Source organism: Serratia sp. TSO36 (assembly GCF_057808395.1).
The window spans coordinates 111,902-134,172 of the sequence record NZ_JBJZOU010000012.1; the positions used below are offsets into that span (position 1 = coordinate 111,902).

Annotated in this window: 23 protein-coding genes and 1 tRNA gene; 11 read left to right on the top strand and 13 right to left on the bottom strand. The window is 58.1% G+C overall.

Annotation, left to right across the window (positions count from 1 at the left end; all coding sequences use genetic code 11):
• Nucleotides 1-67 precede the first annotated feature (67 nt).
• From ACK3CV_RS09905 to ACK3CV_RS09915, 3 genes are all read left to right on the top strand, one after another.
• On the top strand, nt 68-520 hold the full coding sequence (locus tag ACK3CV_RS09905; RefSeq protein WP_033638002.1) for a PaaI family thioesterase: 453 nt from the start codon (nt 68-70) through the stop codon (nt 518-520).
• 141 nt (nt 521-661) lie between these two features.
• On the top strand, nt 662-943 hold the full coding sequence (locus ACK3CV_RS09910; protein WP_033638003.1) for a hypothetical protein: 282 nt from the start codon (nt 662-664) through the stop codon (nt 941-943).
• Complete coding sequence (locus tag ACK3CV_RS09915; protein ID WP_033638004.1) at nt 909-1,460, top strand: hypothetical protein; 552 nt, start codon at nt 909-911, stop codon at nt 1,458-1,460. Before ACK3CV_RS09910 ends, ACK3CV_RS09915 begins: the two co-directional genes overlap by 35 nt.
• A gap of 67 nt (nt 1,461-1,527) precedes the next feature.
• Here the strand turns inward: ACK3CV_RS09915 and ACK3CV_RS09920 are convergent, their stop codons facing one another.
• The 6 genes from ACK3CV_RS09920 to etsA all read right to left on the bottom strand — a co-directional run bounded on the left by ACK3CV_RS09920 (nt 1,528) and on the right by etsA (nt 8,582).
• The gene (locus ACK3CV_RS09920) at nt 1,528-1,797 is read right to left on the bottom strand and encodes a hypothetical protein (protein WP_033646469.1); all 270 of its coding nucleotides are present in this window, start codon (nt 1,795-1,797) and stop codon (nt 1,528-1,530) included.
• A gap of 91 nt (nt 1,798-1,888) precedes the next feature.
• Nucleotides 1,889-2,026 carry a hypothetical protein gene (locus ACK3CV_RS09925; RefSeq protein WP_164040551.1) on the bottom strand — a complete coding sequence of 46 codons (138 nt, stop codon included), beginning with the start codon at nt 2,024-2,026 and terminating at the stop codon, nt 1,889-1,891.
• A 140-nt stretch (nt 2,027-2,166) separates the two neighbouring features.
• A complete protein-coding gene (proP, locus tag ACK3CV_RS09930) occupies nt 2,167-3,669 on the bottom strand; it encodes a glycine betaine/L-proline transporter ProP (RefSeq protein WP_033638006.1) in 1,503 nt (500 codons plus the stop codon).
• Between the two features lie 417 nt (nt 3,670-4,086).
• Entirely contained in the window at nt 4,087-5,454 is a 1,368-nt protein-coding gene (gene etsC, locus ACK3CV_RS09935) for a macrolide efflux RND transporter outer membrane subunit EtsC (RefSeq protein ID WP_164040553.1), read from the bottom strand.
• A 3-nt stretch (nt 5,455-5,457) separates the two neighbouring features.
• Nucleotides 5,458-7,395, bottom strand: coding sequence for a MacB family efflux pump subunit (locus ACK3CV_RS09940; RefSeq protein ID WP_164040555.1), 1,938 nt, complete (start codon nt 7,393-7,395; stop codon nt 5,458-5,460).
• On the bottom strand, nt 7,392-8,582 hold the full coding sequence (gene etsA / locus ACK3CV_RS09945) for a macrolide efflux RND transporter periplasmic adaptor subunit EtsA (RefSeq protein WP_489009851.1): 1,191 nt from the start codon (nt 8,580-8,582) through the stop codon (nt 7,392-7,394). The genes ACK3CV_RS09940 and etsA overlap by 4 nt, the downstream gene beginning before the upstream one ends.
• Before the next feature lie 230 nt (nt 8,583-8,812).
• Between etsA and cho the strand changes: the two genes are divergently transcribed.
• From cho to ACK3CV_RS09970, 5 genes are all read left to right on the top strand, one after another.
• Nucleotides 8,813-9,661 carry an excinuclease Cho gene (cho, locus tag ACK3CV_RS09950; protein WP_033638737.1) on the top strand — a complete coding sequence of 283 codons (849 nt, stop codon included), beginning with the start codon at nt 8,813-8,815 and terminating at the stop codon, nt 9,659-9,661.
• A gap of 112 nt (nt 9,662-9,773) precedes the next feature.
• Nucleotides 9,774-9,870: transfer RNA gene (locus tag ACK3CV_RS09955), tRNA-OTHER, on the top strand.
• A gap of 185 nt (nt 9,871-10,055) precedes the next feature.
• Nucleotides 10,056-10,355: a sigma-S stabilization anti-adapter protein IraP gene (locus tag ACK3CV_RS09960; RefSeq protein ID WP_016928230.1), complete on the top strand. Its 300-nt coding sequence runs from the start codon at nt 10,056-10,058 to the stop codon at nt 10,353-10,355.
• A gap of 123 nt (nt 10,356-10,478) precedes the next feature.
• Nucleotides 10,479-10,982 (top strand): YlaC family protein, encoded by a 504-nt coding sequence (locus ACK3CV_RS09965; RefSeq protein WP_033638009.1) that lies wholly within the window; start codon nt 10,479-10,481, stop codon nt 10,980-10,982.
• Nucleotides 10,983-11,051: 69 nt separating this feature from the next.
• A complete protein-coding gene (locus tag ACK3CV_RS09970) occupies nt 11,052-11,183 on the top strand; it encodes a hypothetical protein (protein ID WP_015377413.1) in 132 nt (43 codons plus the stop codon).
• A 62-nt stretch (nt 11,184-11,245) separates the two neighbouring features.
• Here ACK3CV_RS09970 and ACK3CV_RS09975 read toward each other — a convergent pair whose 3' ends face one another.
• The 5 genes from ACK3CV_RS09975 to mdoC all read right to left on the bottom strand — a co-directional run bounded on the left by ACK3CV_RS09975 (nt 11,246) and on the right by mdoC (nt 16,516).
• Complete coding sequence (locus ACK3CV_RS09975; RefSeq protein WP_033638010.1) at nt 11,246-11,374, bottom strand: hypothetical protein; 129 nt, start codon at nt 11,372-11,374, stop codon at nt 11,246-11,248.
• Nucleotides 11,375-11,623: 249 nt separating this feature from the next.
• Nucleotides 11,624-13,345: a potassium/proton antiporter gene (locus ACK3CV_RS09980; protein ID WP_033638011.1), complete on the bottom strand. Its 1,722-nt coding sequence runs from the start codon at nt 13,343-13,345 to the stop codon at nt 11,624-11,626.
• A gap of 283 nt (nt 13,346-13,628) precedes the next feature.
• Complete coding sequence (locus ACK3CV_RS09985; protein WP_033638012.1) at nt 13,629-13,853, bottom strand: hypothetical protein; 225 nt, start codon at nt 13,851-13,853, stop codon at nt 13,629-13,631.
• A gap of 301 nt (nt 13,854-14,154) precedes the next feature.
• Complete coding sequence (locus tag ACK3CV_RS09990) at nt 14,155-15,171, bottom strand: acyltransferase family protein (protein ID WP_033638013.1); 1,017 nt, start codon at nt 15,169-15,171, stop codon at nt 14,155-14,157.
• Between the two features lie 214 nt (nt 15,172-15,385).
• Entirely contained in the window at nt 15,386-16,516 is a 1,131-nt protein-coding gene (gene mdoC, locus ACK3CV_RS09995) for a glucans biosynthesis protein MdoC (protein ID WP_049213141.1), read from the bottom strand.
• Nucleotides 16,517-16,775: 259 nt separating this feature from the next.
• Between mdoC and mdoG the strand changes: the two genes are divergently transcribed.
• From mdoG to ACK3CV_RS10010, 3 genes are all read left to right on the top strand, one after another.
• Nucleotides 16,776-18,344, top strand: coding sequence for a glucans biosynthesis protein MdoG (gene mdoG, locus ACK3CV_RS10000; protein WP_170310366.1), 1,569 nt, complete (start codon nt 16,776-16,778; stop codon nt 18,342-18,344).
• Complete coding sequence (gene mdoH, locus ACK3CV_RS10005) at nt 18,337-20,895, top strand: glucans biosynthesis glucosyltransferase MdoH (RefSeq protein ID WP_164039878.1); 2,559 nt, start codon at nt 18,337-18,339, stop codon at nt 20,893-20,895. Before mdoG ends, mdoH begins: the two co-directional genes overlap by 8 nt.
• A 164-nt stretch (nt 20,896-21,059) precedes the next feature.
• On the top strand, nt 21,060-21,305 hold the full coding sequence (locus ACK3CV_RS10010) for a YceK/YidQ family lipoprotein (protein WP_164039880.1): 246 nt from the start codon (nt 21,060-21,062) through the stop codon (nt 21,303-21,305).
• Nucleotides 21,306-21,311: 6 nt separating this feature from the next.
• Here the strand turns inward: ACK3CV_RS10010 and ACK3CV_RS10015 are convergent, their stop codons facing one another.
• Together ACK3CV_RS10015 and ACK3CV_RS10020 are read right to left on the bottom strand one after the other, a co-directional pair.
• Complete coding sequence (locus tag ACK3CV_RS10015; protein WP_033638019.1) at nt 21,312-21,857, bottom strand: GNAT family N-acetyltransferase; 546 nt, start codon at nt 21,855-21,857, stop codon at nt 21,312-21,314.
• Between the two features lie 33 nt (nt 21,858-21,890).
• The gene (locus ACK3CV_RS10020; RefSeq protein WP_033638020.1) at nt 21,891-22,268 is read right to left on the bottom strand and encodes a MysB family protein; all 378 of its coding nucleotides are present in this window, start codon (nt 22,266-22,268) and stop codon (nt 21,891-21,893) included.
• Nucleotides 22,269-22,271 lie beyond the last annotated feature (3 nt).

Genomic DNA, 22,271 nt, shown 5'->3' on the forward strand with positions numbered 1-22,271 from the left:
ACGAAAAAGCAAGTCAACAGGTCAGACCTCTACTATATGAAAGGTTTACTGATCCGAGGAGAAAACCATGGACCCGACAAAAATGACCGGGCTGGCGCTGTTACAGGCTGCAATGGCCGGCAAGATCCCAGCGGCCTCGATCGCTGAAACCGTGCCCATGAAGCCGGTTGCGGTGGAAGAAGGGTATATCCGCATCGTGGCGCGGGCAGACGGGCGCCATCTGAATCCGCTGGGTGGCGTACATGGCGGCTTTGCCGCCACGGTATTGGACTCGGTGACTGGTTGCGCGGTGCACAGTACGCTGGGCGCAGGCGTAGGTTACGGCACCGTCGATCTGCAGGTAAAAATGCTGCGCCCTGTGCCGAAGGAGAGTGACCTGATCGCCGAGGGGCGTCTGGTCTATGCGGCGAAGAACGTCGCTTTCGCTGAAGGCACGCTCAAAACGGCAGGAGGGAAGCTGCTGGCTTCGGCAACCGCCACTTGTTTTATCATTCGCCCCACCGAACAAGCACCGCAATAACTCGCTCGTTATCGGGCTTCGGGCTATCAACCCGGGGCCCGATGCATTTCTCTTCGGCTGCATAGATTGCTACGCTACGATGACAGGCGCGATACGCCATTGTGGTCTAGTATTCTTGGGTAAAAATTTATCGGAGTGATTATGCAGCCGTATAAAGAGGTTGAGTTTGATCATGAGCTTTGTCTGGCGATCGGCAAAGCCGTATTAGACGTGGTGGCGCAGGGGGAGGAAACCAGCGCTCCGGCGGTGATGAACGCGATTGAGCGGTCGGTGGAACAGGGGTTGAATGACGACGAAACGGCCATCGCCGACGACGCCCTGGATTTGATGGCTCGTCTCGTCCACGGCTTCAGCTTCATAAATCTAGCGGATGAAGAGGATACTTCCCATGCATTGGTTGAATTTCAAACGCTACAAGAGTGACGTTGCCAAACAGGCCGTGCCGCCGCATTTGAATGCGGCTGAATTTGCGCGGCATTACGCCGACAAGCCGCAAGCCGATACGGAAGAGTATCTTTCGCTGAGCGGGGAGATGTGCTGGGATGCGGTGGTGCTGTGCGCCCACCGTTCAGGCGCGCTTAGCAAGGCGAAATACAAGCAGCTGTGGCAGACGGTATTCGATAAGCAATACAAACATTTCGTTAGCCCTGACGATACCGAGATCCGCACCATGGCCGATATGTTGCGCGCGCCGCAGGGATGTTTTATCGGCATATTTTCCCTGCGTGACGCGACGGCGCCCCGTTTGCTGCATGCCATGATCGGCACCGGTGCAGGCTTTGCCGCGGGCAATAAAAATCTTTGCATCGGCGTGGGGGGCGCGGTCGGCTGGGAAAATCTCAATCTGGCGCGCGATCTGCGCTGGCAGCCGGAAGGCGGTTTTTTACGCCAGGGCGACAACGAAGTGCTGCGCATTTTTTACCGGCCTTTCCCCGCCTGAGCCGGTTCGCCCGCTTTTAGAGTAAAAAAACCGCCGTCTGGCGGTTTTTTGTTGGCGGGTATCCCCCTTATTTGAAACCGCCGTTGCGAATGAACTCGAGACCGGCGGCGGTGATCCGCGTTTGATGCGGGTCGATATCATAGTTGTTCTCGTCGATGTCGCTCATCACATAGGCCTGTATCAGGCCCTTGGTTTTGAGATAGGCGAAGGGATCGGCGAAGGCGTGTGGGCTGGTGGCGTCTTGTTTCCACAGTTCGTAGGTTTTTTCATCCAGCGTGCCGGGGTGATTGGCGGCCAGCCGGGTCAGGATCTGATTGTAGAACGCATAGTCGGTCATGATGCGATCCTCTTTATCGCGAGCGACAGTCTCGGAAAGTGGCGGTAAGGTCTTTCAATCATAGCCGATGTTTTCCGCCGTCGGCATGGGGTTAGCCGCGTTGGCTTTCAATCCAGTGGAACAGACGTGAAATGCTCAAGGTGATCTCACCGATGTTGAAGAGTGCGCCAAGCCACAGGGCGAGCATAACCAGGATGCCGATGATGATGGAAAGGTCCATCGTGCTCATGATTATGTTCTTCATTAATAAAGGTGTGCGGCAAAGCGTGCCACCAATCCCGCTTGCCATAAAATGCGCTGCGCATTATTCCGTTTGAAATCAAAGTACAAAAGCCACCCAAACGGGTGGCTTTTGTGTTTTCGCGCCGATCAATCCAGCTTGGGATGCTGGTCGATCAGGATCTGCTTTTTCTTTTCCAATTCGGCGATCTGCGCGTTGATGTCCTCGACTTTCTGTTCGATGTTGTCGTAGGTCTCCTGCAGTAGCTCTTTTGCCTCGGAGCGGTCAGAGGCGGCCGGCGTCGCGCCGCGCAGCGGCTTGTTGGCGGTTTCTTTCATGTACAGACCGGTGATAAGACCGATCACCGCCACCACCATCAGGTAGTAGGCCGGCATGTACAGGTTGCCGGTCGCTTCGACCAGCCAAGCGGCGGCGGTCGGCGTCGCACCGGCGATCAGCACCGAAATGTTGAACGAAATCGCCAGCGCGCTGTAACGGATGTGCGTCGGGAACATCGCCGGCAGAATCGAGGCCATCACCCCGGTGAAGGAGTTGAGCAGCACCGCCAGCACCAGCAGACCGACGAAGATCAGGCCAATCACGTTGCTGTTGATCAGAATGAAGCACGGGATCGCCAGCGCCAACAGGCCGATGCTGCCGCCGATAATGAACGGCTTACGGCCGATGCGGTCGCTGGTCAGGCCGATCACCGGCTGTACGAACAGCATGCCGATCATGATGGCGATGATGATCAGAACGCCGTGATCTTCCGAGTAGTGCAGGTTATGCGACAGGTAGCTCGGCATGTAGGTCAGCAGCATGTAATAGGTCACGTTGGTGGAGATGACGATACCGACGCACACCAGCAAACTTTTCCAGTGTTTGGCCGCGATCTCTTTGAACGAGGTTTTCGGCGGATTTTCGATGGCGTTGCGGTCATCTTTTTCCATCTTGTCCACGTGCTGCTGGAACGCCGGGGTTTCTTCCAGCGCATGGCGCAGATAGAGACCGATCAGGCCCAGCGGTGCGGCGATGAAGAACGGGATACGCCAGCCCCAGTCGAGGAAGTTGGCTTCGCCGACGATGCTGGAGATCAGCACCACCACGCCTGCACCCATCACAAAGCCGGCGATGGAGCCGAAGTCTAACCAGCTACCCATAAAACCGCGTTTGCGATCCGGCGAGTATTCGGCGACGAAGATCGCCGCACCGGAATATTCACCGCCGACGGAGAAGCCCTGCGCCAGTTTGGCCAGCAGCAGCAGGATCGGCGCCCAGATGCCGATCGACGCATAGGACGGGATCAGGCCGATACAGAAGGTGCTGACCGCCATAATGATAATGGTGATCGAGAGCACTTTCTGGCGACCGAACTTGTCGCCCATGGCGCCGAAGAACAGGCCGCCGAGCGGACGCACCAGGAAGGGCACGGAGAAGGTCGCCAGCGCGGCGATCATTTGCACGCCGGGAGAGGCGCCGGGGAAGAAGACCTGGCCAAGCGCATAGGCGACAAAGCCGTATACGCCGAAGTCGAACCACTCCATCGCGTTGCCCAGGGCCGCCGCGGTGATCGCCTTCTTGAGTTTGCTGTCATCGATGATGGTGATGTCGTTAATGTGCATCGGTTTATGTCGTTTTTTTCTTAACTTCATATAATCATCCCTTAATGAATTATTCGTTGTTCGTGAAAGCGTAATCTCCGTTCACTGTTGTTTTCGTGTTATCAAATCGGCTAATCGAATCGCGGTTCAAGACGATTCATTATCCACATTTAAGTTGGGATGTGGATCACAAAATACGGCCGTTTATGCCAAGGTTATGTCATTTAGGTGACTAATTATTTTGCATCTATAGCTTAACGTTATATCTTGCGCCGATCAAATCCAGCAGTTTAACTTAAGTGTTTGCACCGATTTGGTGCGAGAATGGTCTAATAATTGTGCAATTTGACGGTTTTTCGTCTGATTAGGAATGTTTGAAGTATAGAGAGTACGGGAGATAAAACAGGAAAAATTGATGTGTTTACCGCTAAAAAATCACCTGGCCGGAGGATGGCCAGGCTGTTTGGTTTAGGGTACCGACGAACCGCCGAATTCCAGATAGATTTTCGCCAGGTTCTGGTACTGCGCGAAGCGGTTCTCGTCCACCGCCAGTTCCGCCTGACGGCGCTGCTCCTGAGCATTTAGCCAGTCGGTAATGGTGACGGCGCCCTGCCGGTAACGCACCTCGTTCAGCCGCTCCGATTTGCGCGCCAATGCCAGCGAGGCCTGCAGCTGCGTCTCTTGCGCCCGCAGCTGTGCGCGCAGCGACAGGGCGTTATTCACATCGCCCATCGCCTTGTACAGCGCCTGCCTGAATTCCAGCACCTGTTGTTCGTAGTCGTTACGGGCGATCTTTATTTCTACGCCCATTTGCCGCCACTGCAGGAACGGCAGCGTCAGGCCGGCACCGAGGCTGCCCGTCGGGTTGCGCAGGAACTCCAGCAGCGCGCTGCTGCTGGCGCCTAGCGAGCCGGTCAGGCTGAACGCGGGATAGTACTGCAGGCGTTTCTCGTCGACGTTGGCCAGGGCGGCGCGCAACCGCAGCTCTTTGGCGCTGAGATCCGGGCGCCGGCTCAAGACGCTGGCGGGAATGCCGGTGTTGATCTGCGGCATCGCCGTCGTCGGCAGGCGTGCGGGCGCGATAGTGGCCTGGCCTGTAGGCGCGCCCAGCAGCACCGCCTGTTCATTCAGCGCCTGTTGACGCTCGTGTTGCAACGCCAGCAGCCGGCTTTCCTGCGTCAGCACGTTTTGTTCCGCGTTCACCACGTCCAGCGCCGAGATGCTGCCGGCCCGATAGCGGGCGTTGGCCAGCCGCAGCGTCTGTTTGGCGTAGGCGATGCTCGCCTGGCTGACGCCGATCTGCTGATTGAGGAAGCCGATGCGCCAGTAATTCGTGGCGGCGTTGGCCAGCAGCGTCAGGCGCGCCGTCTGCAGATCCTGCTCGGAAGCCTGGCTGGCCCACTCGGCGGCATCGCGCTGGCGCGCCAGTTTGCCCCAAAGGTCGACTTCATAGCTCGTAGAGAGCGTCGCGCCGCTGGTTTTATTCCAGGCGGAGGACTCGGACAGCGGGCGATTGATGCCGCTGTTCAACGAGGCGTTGACGTCGGGGGCGGTGCTGATGCCGACGCGTTCCGCCTCGAGCCGCGCACGGTAGACGCGCAGCACGGCGACGGCCAGATCGTTGTTGCTGGCCATCACCTGTTGCAGCCAGCGATCGAGCTCGGGATCGTGGAAATCGCGCCAGTCGAACGGCGTCGGCGCGGCGTTGTCGGCGGCGTGCTGCCAGCTCGTCGGATAGTTGACCTGTGGCGCCCGGTAGTCGCTTTTCAGGGCATTGCCGCAGCCGGCGGTGAGCAGGGCGGCGAGGCTTAACGCCAGGGGAGAGAAAATTTTCATGGGTTACTCGCTGGCCAATGAAACGACCGGATCCATCCTTGCCGCTTTGCGGGCGGGGAGATAACCGAAGATCATGCCGATTAAGGTTGAACAGAAAAACGCCGTCGCGGCGGCTTGCCAGGAATAAATGGCGGTGAACATGCCGCCCGCCAGCGAGGTGAACAGCGAACCGGCGGCGAACGACAGTGCGATGCCCAATGCGCCGCCGATCAAACAGACCAGCACCGCCTCGATCATGAACTGTTGCATGATGTCACCGCGCCTTGCGCCGACCGCCATGCGCACGCCGATCTCGTGGGTGCGCTCGGTTACCGAGACCAGCATGATGTTCATCACGCCCAGACTGCCGATCACCAGCGAGATCGAGGCCACCATCAGGATCAGCAAACTGAGCGTCATCGAGGTGCGCTCGATCGATTTACGGAACTGATCGCGGTTGAATGTCATGAAATCCTTGACGCCATGGCGCTGGGTCAGCAACTGCGTAATGGCGCTGACGGCGGCTTCGCTGGCGACGTCATCCTTCAAGCGCACGGTGATGCCGCTGAGCGTGGTTTTGCCGACCATACGGTACATCACCGTGCTGTAGGGCATCCAGACGCTGATGCGGTTGGGCGCGTAGCTGCGTTCGCTTTTGGCGACGCCGACCACCCGCGCCGGCACCGAGCCGAGAAACACGATCTGGCCGAGCGGCTCGAGGCTGAAATCGCCGAACAGCGCCTGGCGCGCATTGTCGTCGATGATCACTTCCTGCAGCGCGTTGCGATCGTCGCGGAAGGTGGCGCCTTGCACCAGCGTGATGCCGTTGACGCGGAAATAGTCGCGGCCGACGCCGGTGATTGACGCGGTGGCGGATTTGCTGCGAAAACGGATGCTGTCGGACGCGCTGACTTCCGGGCTGACGCTATCGACGAAGCTTTGCTGCGCCAGCGCGTCGGCATCGGCCGGCACCAGGGTGCGGATGCTGTCGATGGCGTCGTCGAAGAAGTCACGCCCCGGATAGATGCTCACCACGTTGGTGCCGAGCCCCTTGATATTCTCCAGCGTGCGCTGTTTGGCGCCTTCGCCCAGCGCGACGACCGTGACCACGGCGGCGATGCCGAAGATAATGCCGGTCATGGTCAACGCGGTGCGCAGGCGGTGGGCGTTCATCGCCTTCAGCGCCATGTGCAGCGACTCGCGGGTGCGGTCGATAAGACTTTGCCAGCCGCTTTGCCGGCTGCGGTTCGGCGGCGGTAGCGCGACGGCGGGTGCCGATTGGCGGCCGCTGTCAGCGATGATTTTGCCGTCTTGTAGTTCGATGACGCGCTGCGCATGTTGCGCCACTTTCATATCGTGGGTGACGATCACCACGGTGTGGCCGCGTTGGTTCAGCTCGCTGAGGATCGCCAGCACTTCCTGGCCGGATTGGGTGTCCAGCGCGCCGGTCGGTTCGTCCGCCAGGATAATTTCGCCGCCGTTGATCAGCGAGCGCGCGATGCTGACGCGCTGCTGCTGGCCGCCGGAAAGCTGGCCGGGCTTGTGGTCTTCGCGCCCCTCCAGGCCCAACCGCGCCAGCAGTTGCGCCGCTCGCTGCCGCCGCTGATCGCGCCGGGCGTTGGCGTAGATGGCCGGAATTTCGACGTTGCCCAGCGCGCTGAGATCGGGCATCAGGTGGTAACGCTGGAAGATAAAGCCGATATGCTCGCGGCGCAGGCGGGCCAGTTCGTCCGGCGACAGGTGGGCGGCGTTCTGGCCGCTGATGTAATAGTCGCCGCGATCCGGCACATCGAGGCAGCCCATGATGTTCATCAGCGTCGATTTGCCGGAACCGGAGGCGCCGATGATCGCCACCAGTTCGCCAGCGGCGATGGTCAAATCGATGTCTTTCAACACCGTCAGCGCCTGGCCGCCGTTGGTGTAGGTTCGGCTGATGCCTTTTAGCTCGATGATCGCGTTCACAGGAAGATGCCATCCTCAGCCGGCTTGGCGGCGGGCTGCGACAGCACCACGGTTTCACCGGCTTTCAGGCCGCTGAGGATCTGAATGTCGACGTTGTTGGTGATGCCGGTGGTCACTTTGCGCGTTTCCAGCCGCTGATCCTGAGTCAGCACCTGCACCTGCTGCTCTTTGCCATCGATTTTATGCACTGCCTGGATCGGCACCAGCAGGGTGTTCTTCGCTTCGCCGAGCAGCAAGGACACCTGCGCGGTCATGGCGATGCGCAGGCGGTTTTCCGGGTTGGGCACGTCCAGCAGTGCGTTGTAATAGACCGACGCGTTCGAGGTGCCGGAGCCCGAAGCGGAGCTGGTGCCGGCGAGCGAGTCGTCTTTCATTACCGATTCCGGTGCCAGTTCGATGGTGCGCAGCGTGGCGTCGTAGCGTTTATCCGGATCGGAAAAAATAGTGAAGTACGCCTTTTGCCCCGGTGAAATGCGGGTGATGTCGGCTTCGGAGATCTGCGCCTTGATGGTCATCGTATCCAGCCGCGCCAGCTTGACGATGGTCGGCGCGCTTTGGCTGGAGTTGACCGTTTGCCCCTGCTGCGTAACCACGGCGATGACGATGCCGTCCATCGGCGCGACCACGCGGGTATAGCCCAGATCGATTTTTTTCTTCTCGACTTCGATCTGCGATTGCACCAACTGCGCATTGAGTGCCTGCAGATCGGCGCGAGTGGTGGCGAGCGTGGCTTCGGCGGTCTCGAAGTCTTCCCGCGAACTGGCTTCGTCGTTCAGCATGCGGCGCTGGCGTTTAAAACGCGACTCTGCCTGTTTCAGCAAAGCCTGTTTGGCTAACATATTGGCTTTGACTACGTTCAGCGCCGCCTCGGCGTTGCGCAGATCGTTGCGCTGTTGCAGATCGTCGATGTCGGCGATCGGTTGCCCTTTGGTGACGCGATCGCCCAGTTTGACCTTCAGCGATTTCACTTCACCGGAGACCCGCGCACCGACGTTAACGCGTTCGACGGCATCCAGTCGCCCGGTGGCCAGCACGGCGTTCTCGATATCGCCCAGGCGGGCCGTTGCGGTAACGTAATCCTGCTGCGGCGGGCGTTGCCAATAGAGGGCCAGCGCGATGGCGACGCAGATGAAAATGATGACGGCGATCAACGTCAGACGACGGGGTGTGAGTTTCAGTGAAGTCATGCCCAGGTTTTCCATAACGATAAAAGCGGCGGTTCCAGTCTGCCATCATGGCAGCGCCAGCTTGAACTGGCGCTAAACGTGAGGCGCTTTCCCGCTGGAAAGGGGATAGTAAAGGCTTTCCCGCTAAAGATCACGGCGAGTTATTATCCTTCGGGGTGCAACCGGCTGCGTGGCGCGTTATACTGGGTAAAAAACCAGTATTCATTCATCAGCAGGATAACGCCGCCGCCATGATGCCAAACCGCCTCGAGCCGGAACTCGACATTTACCAATATCCGGAGCACCTGCGCGCCTGCCTGGCGCCGTTGCCCAAGGGGCCGGGCGTCTATCTGTTCCACGGCGAGAGCGAAAGCCTGCCGCTTTACATCGGTAAAAGCGTCAACGTACGCAGCCGGGTGATGGCGCATTTTCGCGCGCAGGACGAGGCGAAAATGCTGCGCCAAACCCGGCGCATCAGCTTTATCGAGACCGCCGGCGAGTTGGGCGCATTGCTGCTGGAGGCGCAGTTGATCAAGCAGCAACAACCGTTGTTCAACAAACGCCTGCGGCGCTCGAAACAGCTGTGTGCGCTGCGTCTGCAGGCGGATACGGTGACGATTGCCCACGCCAAAGAGATCGATTTCGCCGTCACTCCCCACCTCTACGGGCTGTTTGCCAATCGCCATGCCGCGCTGGAAAAATTGCGCGCCATCGCCGACGAGCATCGTTTATGTTATGGCAAGCTGGGGATCGACAAGCTGCCCGCGGGGCGAGCCTGCTTCCGCTACAGCCTGCGCAAGTGCGCCGGCGCCTGCTGCGGCGTGGAGTCGGCGCAGGAACATGCGCGGCGGCTCGGTGCGGCGCTTGAACAGCTGCGCATCGCCTGTTGGCCATTCGCCGGGCGCGTGGCGTTGGAAGAACAGGGCGAGACGCTGCGTCAGTACCATGTGATTCACAATTGGTTTTATCTGGGCTCGGTCAGCAGCCTGGCGCAGGCGCAGCGGCTGCAGAGTGCGGCCAGCCATTTTGACAGCGATGGCTACAAGATTTTGTGCAAGCCGCTCATGGCCGGCGATTATCGGATTATTGAGCTGCCGTAATGCCATAACGCTGGCGATAGCCTAAGACTTATCTGTAAATTCAGCGCATTATGCTAAAAAAGCTTGAGTCCATAATGTTGTTATGGATAATGGCGCCCCGAAGCGAAGGAACGCGCTATTAACTCAGTTGGCAGAGTGATTGGTTTTATAATGGCTTGTTTTGGCTTGAAAATTGATAGACGCGGGTTCGAGTCCTGCATAGCGCGCCAGCTTTCTTCCCTTCATCTCACCGCGCTTACCGTAAAGCGCACCCGGGTTGATTTGCACTATCGGCTCCTCGTTGGGATTTTCGGGTGTGCTTTACCGTAACCGCTGGCTTTCCTTCCTCTTTCTCTTTCGATCCTTTGCTAAACTGTAATCAGGCAGGCTTGCTGCCCGGCAACAGGAGGTCGATATGTCTCACTCCGAGCAACTGCAGGAACTCTTGCAGCGCGTCGCCGCCCTCGAGGCGAGAGAGAAAGCGCTGAGCGCCGCGTCCAACGCTTATCAGGCGATTATCACCACCATGTTGGGCAATATGGAGAAGACCGAACGCGATCGGATCATCGCGATGATCGATCAGGCCCATGAAATCGCCTACGCCCGCGCCATTCAACGCAGCAACGAACCGCAAAAGCAGAAAATCAAACAGGCCGACGATGTGGCCCAGCGCATGTTCATGTTTGCGCAAGGCAAGGCCGCCCAACCGCGCTGAAGCCGAACTATAACAGTTGCTGTCATTAAGTTGGCTAACTGATCTACCTGGCGAAACTGTACTTGTGTTACTTTTAGCGGTGAGATTTGATGGCAATGCTGTTTCCAGCATAAGGTTGTAACGATGGACGCGATTAAAAGCATCTTGGTTAAAGAGATTGAACAGATCAATCGGCGCGAAGGGCGTGACGGCAAGCCGCGCTTCAACAGTGAATTCGCTCGCACTCACCGCTATCTGTGCCTTGCCATGTTCGCCGGTTATTTCGCGGTGATCGCCGTGATGTACCAGGTGCCGTACATGGGGATATATGCTTTCCTGGGCTTCACCGCTTTTGTGCTGTTCATGTTCGCCATGCTGCTGATCGAGATCCGGCCGGTATACCGCTTCGAGGACATCGGGGTGCTCGATCTGCGGGTTTGCTACAACGGCGAGTGGTACTTTACCCGCGCGCTGTCGCCCTATGCGGTGCAGCAACTGCTGGAGGAGCCGTCCATCGGCGCCGCGCTGAAACAGAAGATGCGCGTGATCATCGGCAACAAGGGCGAAATCGACTTCTACGACGTGTACGACATGGCGTATGGAAAAAAGCCGCAGGATGAGCAGCCGCAGCTGGCGGCGGCAAACTGAAAGGTTTTCGGCCGGCGGCTTGTCGATTATACTCAGCGTTTGAACGCGAAGCAGAATGAGGATCAAGCGATGAGTGATGATATTTTCGATTTTGATATCGATGCCGAACTGGCGAAAGCCGAAGAAAAAGCGGCGCAGAAGGTAAAAGAGGTCCCTGAGTTCCTCGAAGACGAAGCGGACTGCGAAGGTTGCAAGATCTGATCGCCTGCCCCATAAAAAAAACCGCCGCGGCGGTTTTTTTTATGTCTGAGCGTCGTGGCGTGTCAATCCAGCACGAATCCCCAGATTAGCAACGTCGCCACCAGAATCAGGCAAAGCGCGGACACCGTCACCAGTATTTTCCCCAGAATGTCTTTTTCTTGTTCCTGCTGCGTCACGTTGAAATTATCCAATTAAAAGTCTATGGACCAAACCGGCGATGCTGAGATCGAGCGCCGCTACGCCCAGCGCCATAAGCATCATTACCGAAAGAAATCGAGTCTTGCCGTTCACGTCCTTAATCCCTGTGGACGCCGCTGCTAAGTTTTTATATCAAAGGGATATAATTCAGCGACGCCCTATTTCATGCATCATGATAGTGATTAAGAACGTTCTTAAGGCCAGAAGTTCCCTCGTCTGATAACGCAGCCGGTGCGGCAGCGTCAGTCGGTTACGATACGCACGCCTATCTTGCTGACTTGATTGCCGTCCATTTCGGCGATGGTCCAGGTCAGGCCGTCCCATTCCACCTGGTCGCCGATCACCGGTTCGCCGCCGATCAACTGAATGACGAACTGGCCCAGCGTCTGCTGCTCGTCCACGTCGTCTTGCAGATTGAGGCCATAAAGCTGCGAGATGTCGCTTAAACGGGCATCCGACTGCAGGATAAAGTCGCCGAAGAAGCGCTCGTCGAGCGTCACGGCCGGCGCCTGGCTGAACAGTTTGCCGAGGATGGGCAGGTCGTGCTCATGGCCGATAACGCACAGAATATCGTTCTCCCGCAGGCGGGTACTGCCGCTTGGGTGCAGCAGTTCTTTGCCGCGGAACAGGGCGGCGATGCGGGTATTGGGTGGCATCTTCAGCTCTCGCAGCGCCGCGCCGACGCACCAGTTTTCCGCCGAAAGCTGATACACGAACTGTTCCCACTGGTTCTCCGGGTGCACGTCCAGCCCAACGCGGGAGATCGGCGTCAGCGCCGGCGGCACGATCACCTTGGCTTTTTTGGCGGCAAACGACAGCGTGGTGCCTTGCAGCAGCAGGGAGACCAGCACCACGAAGAACGCCACGTTGAAAAACAGCTGGGCGTTGGGCAGCCCGGCCATCATCGGGAACACCGCCAGGATCACCGGCACCGCGCCGCGCAGGCCGACCCAGGAAATAAAACCGCGCTCGCGCAGGGTAAAGCTGCGGAACGGCAGCAGGCCGATAAACACCGACAGCGGACGGGCGAACAGGATCATCCACAGCGACAGCAGCAGGGCAGGGATGGCGATCGGCAGCAGCTCGTGCGGGTTGAGCAGCAGGCCAAGCACCAGGAACATGCCGATCTGGCTGAGCCACGCCAGGCCGTCGAAGGTTTGTACGATGCCGTGCCGGTTGCGGATCGGCCGGTTGCCCAGCAGCAGGCCGCACAGATACACCGCCAGAATGCCGCTGCCGTCCAGCGCGGTGGTCAGCGCAAAAATAAGAATGCCGCCGCTCACCGCCAGCAGCGGATAGAGGCCGTCCGCCAGTTTGATGTGGTTGATCAGCGTCAGCAGCAGCCAGCCACCGCCCAGACCGAAGACGATGCCCATACCGAACTGCTGCATCAGATGCAGCGGGAAGGCCCAGCTCAGCGCGGTTTCCCCGGCGGCGATCATCGCAATCAGCGTGATGGTGAGAAACACCGCCATCGGATCGTTGCTGCCGGATTCGATCTCCAGCGTGGCGCTGACGCGTTCGTTCAAACCTTTGCCCCCCAAGAGGGAGAATACCGCGGCGGCGTCGGTGGAACCGATAATGGCGCCGATCAGCAGCCCCTGCAGCAGATCGAGATTGAACAGCCAGGCGGCGGCCATGCCGGTCAGACCGGCGGTGATCACCACGCCGATGGTGGCGAGAGACAGCGCCGGCCACAGGGCGACGCGGAAAGAGCTGACCCGGGTACGCATACCGCCGTCGAGCAGGATCACCGCCAACGCGAGGTTGCTGACCAGATAAGCGACGGGGTAATTGCTGAAGACGATGCCGCCGGGGCCATCGACGCCGGCCAACATGCCGATCGCCAGAAAGATCACCAGGATCGGAATGCCGAGCCGGGAAGAAAATGAGCTGAGCAGAATGCTTGCCCCCACCAGCACGGCACCGATGACGAACAAACTGTTAATGGTGCTGGCATCCAAAATATCGCTCTCCTGAGGCTGGGGGATAGGGGGCACTGCGAGTGTGTCGATGATAACGTGTTTAGTGGGTAAAACGCCAAGGCTGATTGCGAAAACAACCGATCAATTATTGCCCTTTGGTGTGATTAAACAAAGAAAGTGAGGAGAAGAGGGAGATTCCTGCCTTTTATCCAACATTATCAGGCTGCTGTATTTCTGCTTCGGCAACAATGTTCGATCGTGGCTGGGGGAAAAACCATTAAGCCCGCGCAGGCAGGCTTAATGGTTTGCAGGCGCGGTAGGATTAATGATCGAGCGATTCCAGCGCCCGTTTGATCAGCTCGGAGGCCAGCTTGCTTTCCGCTTCGGAAATGCCGTCGAGATTGAAGTTGGAGAGCTCAGCGACCAGAATGCTGCGTTCTTTGCCGCTGATCGAAGCGTCCAGCGCGGACAGCAACCTGCCGAGGATCTTCAGCAGGGTGGCGTTTTCCGCTATGGCTTCCTGAGCCGGGGTGTTCTTGTCGGTCATTCAAAATCCTCTCTGTCGTGACGGAAGGGAGATGCAGCTAACGCCATCGAATGAATTAAACGATCGCGCAGCCCTTCGGGGGGTTGAGCCCAATCACTACCGTAAGGCAGGGATCCGGATTTCTACTTATGCATTGCAGTTATAACGGCTAGGTTATCTATGCAGCCGTATCACTTTGCCCTAACGGGCGACGTCAGGCTGAGCAATGTGTGCTCTGCATGGCAAGAGAGATGGCGCAACCGCGAGGTTGCGCCATCAAGTATAGCGTCGGGAGGAAAATGTGAAGGCGGCGGAACCGCCCTCAGGAGATTTTTTCTTTTCGTAGACGGTTATTGAAGCGAGGACGATCCAAGAGAAAAGTAAGGTGCAGACGCTGTATCAGCGCATAGGCGATAACAGGGGCGATCAGCCCGAATAGCGTGCCGGCGATCGCTTGTGTTGGCCAATGGTCGATATGCATAAATTTGGTCAGTATGATGCGTAAGCCGCTGGCCGCGAGGATATGCATCAAATAGATGACCATGCTCAATTCGCCGAGTCGTCTCAGCCAGGAAAGATTCGTCTTGGCCAGCAGAACCGACAGGCTGACGATCAAGAAGATGGCTTCAACCGCCAGTAACAGGGAGAAACTTCCGGTATCGGTATACAGCAAGCCAGAATAGCCGTGGAATCCCCACTGCAGCGCGATGAACGCGATCAAGGAGGCCAGCAGCGAACCGAAACCCAGATTGGCGATGAGGGAAGCGTAGCGAATGGCAAAAGCGCCAAGCAGGAAGAAGATCAAGAATCGGGTAATGTAATCAAAATGGAAGGCTTTGGTTAGGCTGTCTTGGTAGAGATACAGCCCCGCGCTGATAACGATCAATACTGGCAGGAGATAACGGTATTTTTCTTTGCTGTACAGCAAGGTGGCCAAAACAAAGACCATGAACAAGGCGTACAGGAACCAAAACTGCGCGCGCGGATGCGTAAACAGCGACAGGACATCGCCCAGGCTGGAAGGGTTATTGGTATAGCGCGACAACAGTACTTCCACCATGCCTTGCAGTAGCGACCAGACGACATAGGGATAAACGATGGTGTCTATCTTGCTGATCACAAAGCTGGTTTTTCCCTTTTTATCCAAGGATTGCGTAAAAAACAGACCGGAAAGGAAGAAAAACAGCGGCATATGAAAACTGTAGATAATGCTGTCCGTCAGTAGATAGGATGAACCGGAAAGCTGAATGCCCGCGCTGTATAGACCCCGATTGACGTGGCCAAAAACCACGAGAATGATGCCGATTCCCTTGGCATAATCGACCCATGCTTCTCTCATATGTGTACCTAGCCCAGAAGTAACGCAACTGATTTATAAGTATGAATATGAGCGTAACAGGCAGTTGCCGTTTTGCAATGTATCCCGGGGATTAGGAATAATATTAGGAAAATGCTCAGGGCAGCTACCGCCGCGCCGAGGTAGTGAGGCGTATTATCATTGATGAGGTTAATTTCTGGATGAAAAATCATCACCCAGAAATGGGGTGGGAAGCCTAACGCGGCTTGCCGGAGAACAGGAAGCGCAGCAGCGGAACGCGTTTGTGCAGTTCATATAACGCGAAGGCCAGCGAGAACACAAACAGCAGGCCCAGCAAGAATCCCAACAGGTTGTTGCCGATATAAGGCGTCACGAAAGCGCCATATATCAGGGTCAACGGATGGTGCACCAGATATATAAACAGCGAGGCGTTGACCAGATAGGTGATGCGCGGCGAGTGATAATTCAGCAGGTTATGCCCGAAAGAGAACGCCACGTTGGTCATCAGGATCCCCATTAGGGTTTTGATCACCACTTCCAGCTCGAACATATAGCTGCTGTGCGCCAGCAACTTTTGGTTCAGCATATATGCGATAAACAGCAGCAGCGAACCGAGCAGCGCCAGCGGTGAGCGGCGCAGAAAAATCTCCTTAAGCCACACATACTTAAACGCATAAGCGCCGAGGATGAAGAACGGCAGGTAGAACATCGTCTCCATCACCACGAAATTGAACAGGCCGTTGGATAATAGCTGCGGTGCAAAAATTAAAATAATGCGGTGCGCGGCCGAATAGCATATCGCATAAATAAAGAAATACAGTGAGATGTTTCCTAATCCACGCATTCTGTTTATTAACGCAGGAATATGTTCACGGGGTTGACGCTTGATGGTGCGGAACAGATAAAAGCAGGCGCAGGTTAACAATGACAGGGTCAATAAGAACCAAAGATGAGACACCAATTCCCAAACTGTTACATTTATTTTCTGATAGAGAGAAAACTCATCCCAGCCGTTTAATTTATCGGTGAAATATTTCAGCATGAAAAACTGCGGCACCGTGATTAGCGGGATGGAACTCAACAGCGGGATCGCCACCCGCTCCAGCCGGACCTTCAGCCACTGGTGGCGCTCGTAGCGCTCGTAAAGCATGTAGGAGAAGTAGCCGGAGATCACGAAGAACACCTGCATGCGGAAGGCGTGGATGAAGTCGTTCAGCACCGTGAGCGAGAAAGAGGGCGACGGGCTGTTCACCGCCCAGGCGTGGCTGGAATAGATCAGTGAGAGGTGAAACGGGATGCCGAGCAACATCAAATAGGCTCTGATGGAGTCGAGAAAAAACTCGCGCTGTTTGCTGCCTTTAGTCATAGATTACCGCTGGTGATTTAATCGAGAGTTCATTAACACGCTTAATAAGTCGTCAAACGTTAAATTGTTATCCGGAACCCTACTATAGCCCCCCGCATTTTTCCATAGCGTCTTGTTGCGCGGCTTGCTACGCTGGTGTTCCATCAGCTGCTTAAACAATGAGCCGTAAACATGAACCATCCATTTATCATGTTGTCGGAAAGCTGAGTAATCCATTAATATGGATTTAAATGATTTGAGCACACGAATAGGGGGGGATGTGCTAGTTAATATATTATCCGGACAACCACGCGCCGCGAGCGTTCGTTGGTTAGGTGCTACCGTATTGTTCACGCTGTTCAGTTCGCCGGCATGGGCCTTTTCTATTGATGATGTGGCCAAGCAGGCGCAGGATCTGGCGGCGAAAGGTTTCGAAGCCCCGAAGAGCAACCTTCCTTCTCAGTTCCGCGAGATGAAGTTCGCAGACTATCAGCAGATTCAGTTCAATCACGATAAAGCCTATTGGAGCAAGCTGAAAACCCCTTTCAAGCTTGAGTTTTATCATCAGGGGATGTACTTCGACACGCCGGTGAAAATCAACGAAGTCACCTCCACCAGCGTAAAACAGATCAAGTACAGCCCGGATTACTTCAACTTCGGTTCGGTCAAACACGACCCTGAATCGGTGAAAAATCTCGGTTTTGCCGGCTTTAAGGTGCTCTACCCGGTCAACAGCGCCGACAAAAACGATGAGATCATGAGCCTGCTTGGCGCGAGCTATTTCCGCGTGGTGGGTAAAGGGCAGGTTTACGGGCTTTCCGCTCGCGGCCTGGCCATCGATACCGCTTTGCCGTCCGGCGAAGAGTTCCCGCGTTTCCGCGAATTCTGGGTTGAGCGTCCGAAGCAGGGCGACAAGCACCTGGTGATCTATGCGCTGCTGGATTCCCCGCGCGCCACCGGCGCTTACCGTTTCACGGTGATCCCGGGCCGCGACACCACCGTGGACGTCGAGTCCAAAGTGTTCCTGCGCGACAAGGTGGGCAAACTGGGCCTGGCGCCGCTGACCAGCATGTTCCTGTTCGGGCCGAACCAGCCGTCGCCGACGTTGAACTATCGTCCGGCGTTGCACGACTCCAACGGCCTGTCTATCCATGCCGGCAACGGCGAGTGGATCTGGCGCCCGCTGAACAATCCTAAACACCTATCCGTCAGCACCTATACCGTCGAGAATCCGAAAGGCTTCGGTCTGCTGCAGCGCGGCCGCAACTTCAAAGAATATGAAGATCTGGACGATCGTTACGATCTGCGCCCGAGCGCCTGGATCGAACCGAAGGGCGACTGGGGCAAAGGCAAGGTTGAGCTGGTGGAGATCCCGACGGCGGATGAAACCAACGACAACATCGTCGCGTTCTGGACGCCGGATACGCTGCCGGAAGCCAAAAAGCCGCTGACGCTGAGCTACCGCCTGAACTTCACCCGCGATGAAGACAAACTGCATTCGCAGGACATCGCCTATGTGGCCCGCACCATGCGTTCGACCGGTGACGTGAAGCAGTCCAACCTGATTCGCGAGCCAGACGGCAGCGTGGCCTTCCTGGTCGACTTCGTTGGCCCGGTGCTGAAAGGGCTGGACGCCAACACCCCGGTCGCTTCTCAGATCAGCATCGGCGACAACGGTGAAATGGTAGAAAACAACGTCCGCTATAACCCAGTGACCAAAGGCTGGCGCCTGACGGTGCGTCTGAAAGTGAAAGACGACAAGAAGCCGGTAGAAATGCGCGCGGCGCTGGTCAATGGCGATAAGACTCTGTCGGAAACCTGGAGCTATCAGCTACCTGCCAATGAATAAGCCTACTCAACCCGCCCAGGATTATCTTGCGGCGCTGCCTCTGACCGCCGAGCGGTCGGAGGCGCTCAACCCTCAAACGGCGGATGACGCTCAGGCACTGGAGGCGCTCCATCGGCAGATGGGCGCCGCCGACGCCAACGTCAACAGCCTGTCGGCGGATGACGTGGCGCTGGCCTCGGTCAAACCGCGCATCGAAAACGCCTGGCCGGATGCGGTCAGCGATGACGACTTCGATACCGACGCCGAAGGGCGCGCCATTCTGAAGGCGACGCCGCCGATCAAACGAACCACCATGTTCCCGGAAGCCTGGCGCACCAACCCGGTGGCGCGCTTCTGGGATTCTCTGCTGGGGCGTTCGCCGCACAACCGGCACGCCACCAAAGAGGAGGCCGAGGCCGAGAACCGCTGGCGTACCGTCGGCTCCATGCGCCGTTATGTGCTGCTGGTGCTGATGCTGGTGCAAACCGGCATCGCCACCTGGTACATGAAAACCATCTTGCCTTATCAGGGCTGGGCGCTGATCGATCCTATCGCCATGCTGGATCAGGATCTGATGCAGTCGGTGCTGCAACTGCTGCCATATGTGCTGCAAACCGGCATTCTCATCCTGTTCGCCGTACTGTTCTGCTGGGTCTCGGCCGGTTTCTGGACCGCGCTGATGGGCTTCCTGCAGCTGCTGATCGGCAAGGACAAATACAGCATTTCCTCCACCATCAAGGGCGATGAGCCGATCAATCCGGCGCACCGCACCGCGCTGATCATGCCGATCTGCAACGAAGACGTCGAACGCGTGTTCGCCGGCCTGCGTGCGACCTATGAGTCCGTCGCCGCCACCGGTCAGCTGGAACACTTCGATATCTACGTGCTGAGCGACAGCTACGATCCGGACATCTGCGTGGCGGAGCAAAAGGCGTGGATGGAGCTGTGCCGCGATGTCGACGGCCACGGCCGCATCTTCTATCGCCGTCGCCGCCGCCGCGTCAAACGCAAGAGCGGCAACATCGACGACTTCTGCCGTCGTTGGGGCGGTGAGTATAGCTACATGGTGATCCTGGACGCCGACAGCGTGATGAGCGGCGAATGCCTCACCGGGCTGGTGCGTCTGATGGAAGCCAACCCGAACGCCGGCATCATCCAGTCCGCGCCGAAGGCGTCCGGCATGGATACCCTGTATGCGCGCGTGCAGCAGTTCGCTACCCGCGTTTACGGGCCGCTGTTCACCGCCGGCCTGCATTTCTGGCAGCTGGGCGAGTCGCACTACTGGGGCCATAACGCCATCATCCGCGTGAAGCCGTTTATCGAGCACTGTGCGCTGGCGCCGCTGCCGGGCGAGGGTTCCTTCGCCGGTTCAATCTTGTCGCATGACTTCGTTGAAGCGGCGCTGATGCGCCGCGCCGGCTGGGGCGTGTGGATCGCTTACGATCTGCCGGGCAGTTACGAAGAGCTGCCGCCAAACCTGCTGGACGAGCTGAAACGCGACCGTCGCTGGTGCCACGGCAACCTGATGAACTTCCGCCTGTTCCTGGTGAAGGGCATGCACCCGGTGCACCGCGCGGTGTTCCTCACCGGCGTGATGTCCTACCTGTCGGCGCCGCTGTGGTTCATGTTCCTGGCGCTCTCCACCGCGTTGCAGGTGGTGCACACCCTGATGGAACCGCAATACTTCCTGCAGCCGCGGCAGCTGTTCCCGGTCTGGCCGCAGTGGCGGCCCGAGCTGGCGATAGCGCTGTTCTCCACCACGCTGGTGCTGTTGTTCCTGCCGAAGCTGCTCAGCATCGTGCTGATCTGGGCCAAGGGCGCGAAAGAGTACGGCGGGGCGTTCCGTCTGTTCATTTCGATGCTGATGGAAATGCTGTTCTCGGTGCTGCTGGCACCGGTGCGCATGCTGTTCCATACCGTGTTCGTAGTGAGCGCCTTCCTCGGTTGGGAAGTGGTGTGGAATTCGCCGCAGCGTGACGACGACGATACGCCGTGGGGCGAAGCCTTCCGCCGCCATGGCTCGCAGATGTTGCTGGGCCTGGTGTGGGCCGGCGGCATGGCGTGGCTGGATCTGCGCTTCCTGTGGTGGTTGGCGCCGATCGTGTTCTCGCTGATCCTGTCGCCGTTCGTGTCGGTGCTGTCGAGCCGCGCGACGCTGGGCATGAAGAGCAAACGCGCCAAGCTGTTCCTGATCCCGGAAGAGTACAACCCGCCGCGTGAGCTGTTGGCGACGGAAGAATACCTGCATCTCAACCGCAATCGCGCGCTGACCAACGGCTTTATGCATGCGGTGGTCAACCCGTCCTTCAACGCGCTGGCGACGGCGTTGGCGACGGCGCGTCACCATCTGCGCGCGACGCTCGATCGCAACCGCGAGGAGCGGGTGAACGAAGCGCTGCAGCTGGGGCCGGAGAAGCTGGCGAAGGGCAAACGTCTGGAACTGCTGAGCGATCCGGTCACGCTGTCTCGTTTGCACCAGCGCGTCTGGCTGTTGCCGGAAGGCGCCGCCTGGCGTGAGCACTATCAGCAGTTGCCGCACAACCCGCTGGCGCACCCAACGGGCCGGCGTTAATCGCTGAACGGCAACGCCCAGACGGGGAATGCGCATGGCGCATTCCCCGTTTTTTTTACCTTTTGCTTACGTGCGCCGGTGCCGGCGGAGAAAGGGAACTGTGGTAGACTGCGGCCGATGCGTTGTTCACTCGCGAAACAACCCCCTTGCTCAGAGTCAATGTCGTGAATCTCTCTTCCTACCTTCGGCTGGCCTGCGTGGCGGCCGGTGTGATGGCCCTGACCGGTTGCGGCAGCATTATCAGCCGCACCATGCCTGGCGCGGGGCATGGCCACCAGTACTATCCCGGCGTGCAGTGGGATCTGCGCGATACGCCCTGGCGTTACGTCACGGTGATAGACGTGCCGCTGTCGATGGTGGTGGACACCTTTATGCTGCCGTTCGATGCGCAGCACGGCCCCTATGAATAAACCCGCTCAGCGGGTGGCGAACACCACCAGCTGATAGCCTTTCTGCCCGCAATGGAAAGGCGCCAGCGCCGTCATGCCCAGCCCTTGCACGTGAGCGGCCAACGAATGCGGATTGTCGTCGTCGATAAACAGCGCGCCCACGTCGTAGTCATGGCTGGTATGCGCTTTGACCGCGGCGTAAAGGCGCTTCAGCACGCCTTTGCCGCGCCAGGCGGCGGCGAGGCAGACCGGGCCGTAGAGAAACACCCGCAGTTCATTCAGCGCGCGTCCGGCGAAGGATTGCGTGGCGAGCGTCGCCAGCATCGCGTCCACCACCGGCGGGCGCGGTTGCACGTCGGCGGGCATCAGGCAAACAAAGCCCGCCAGTTGGTTTTCCTGTTCAGCCACGAGTATGCCGATGCCGCGGTTGATCGCCGCCAGCTGCGCCTCATTCATGCGCGATACGATAAATCCCTGCCGTTTTTGGCGCTCGTCGAGCGCTTCCGGCACGTTTTCCCCCTGCAGCTGCAAAATGGCGGGGTAGTCGGTGGGGCGAGCCCGGCGAATATTCATGCTGCCTCCTTGGCGATGAGTGCGTAGTGCGGGTTAACGTTCATCCCATTCATCGGCCGCGGCCTGGCCTTCTTCGGTATCCAGCGGCGGCTCGAGCTGGAAGTCGCCTTCTTCCCATTCGTACAGGGTGTTTTCATCTATCCACTCGGCGGTGATCTCCACCTCGTCGTAGTCACCGTCGAAGATCGCCTGCGCCGCCGCACCGCTGCGCAGCGGCAGGCATTCCACCGCTTCGCCTTCTTCCTCGAAGAACTCGGCCTGCCACATCGTGTCGCCATCCTGCATTACGTACTTTTGCAGATTGAACTGCTGCGGCACCGGCGGTTCGTCATCGCCGCCGCCTTCGGCGGTGTCGATAAACTCTTCGCGTGCGGCCTCGATGGCTTCTTCCAGGGTTGCATACAGGCTCATGTT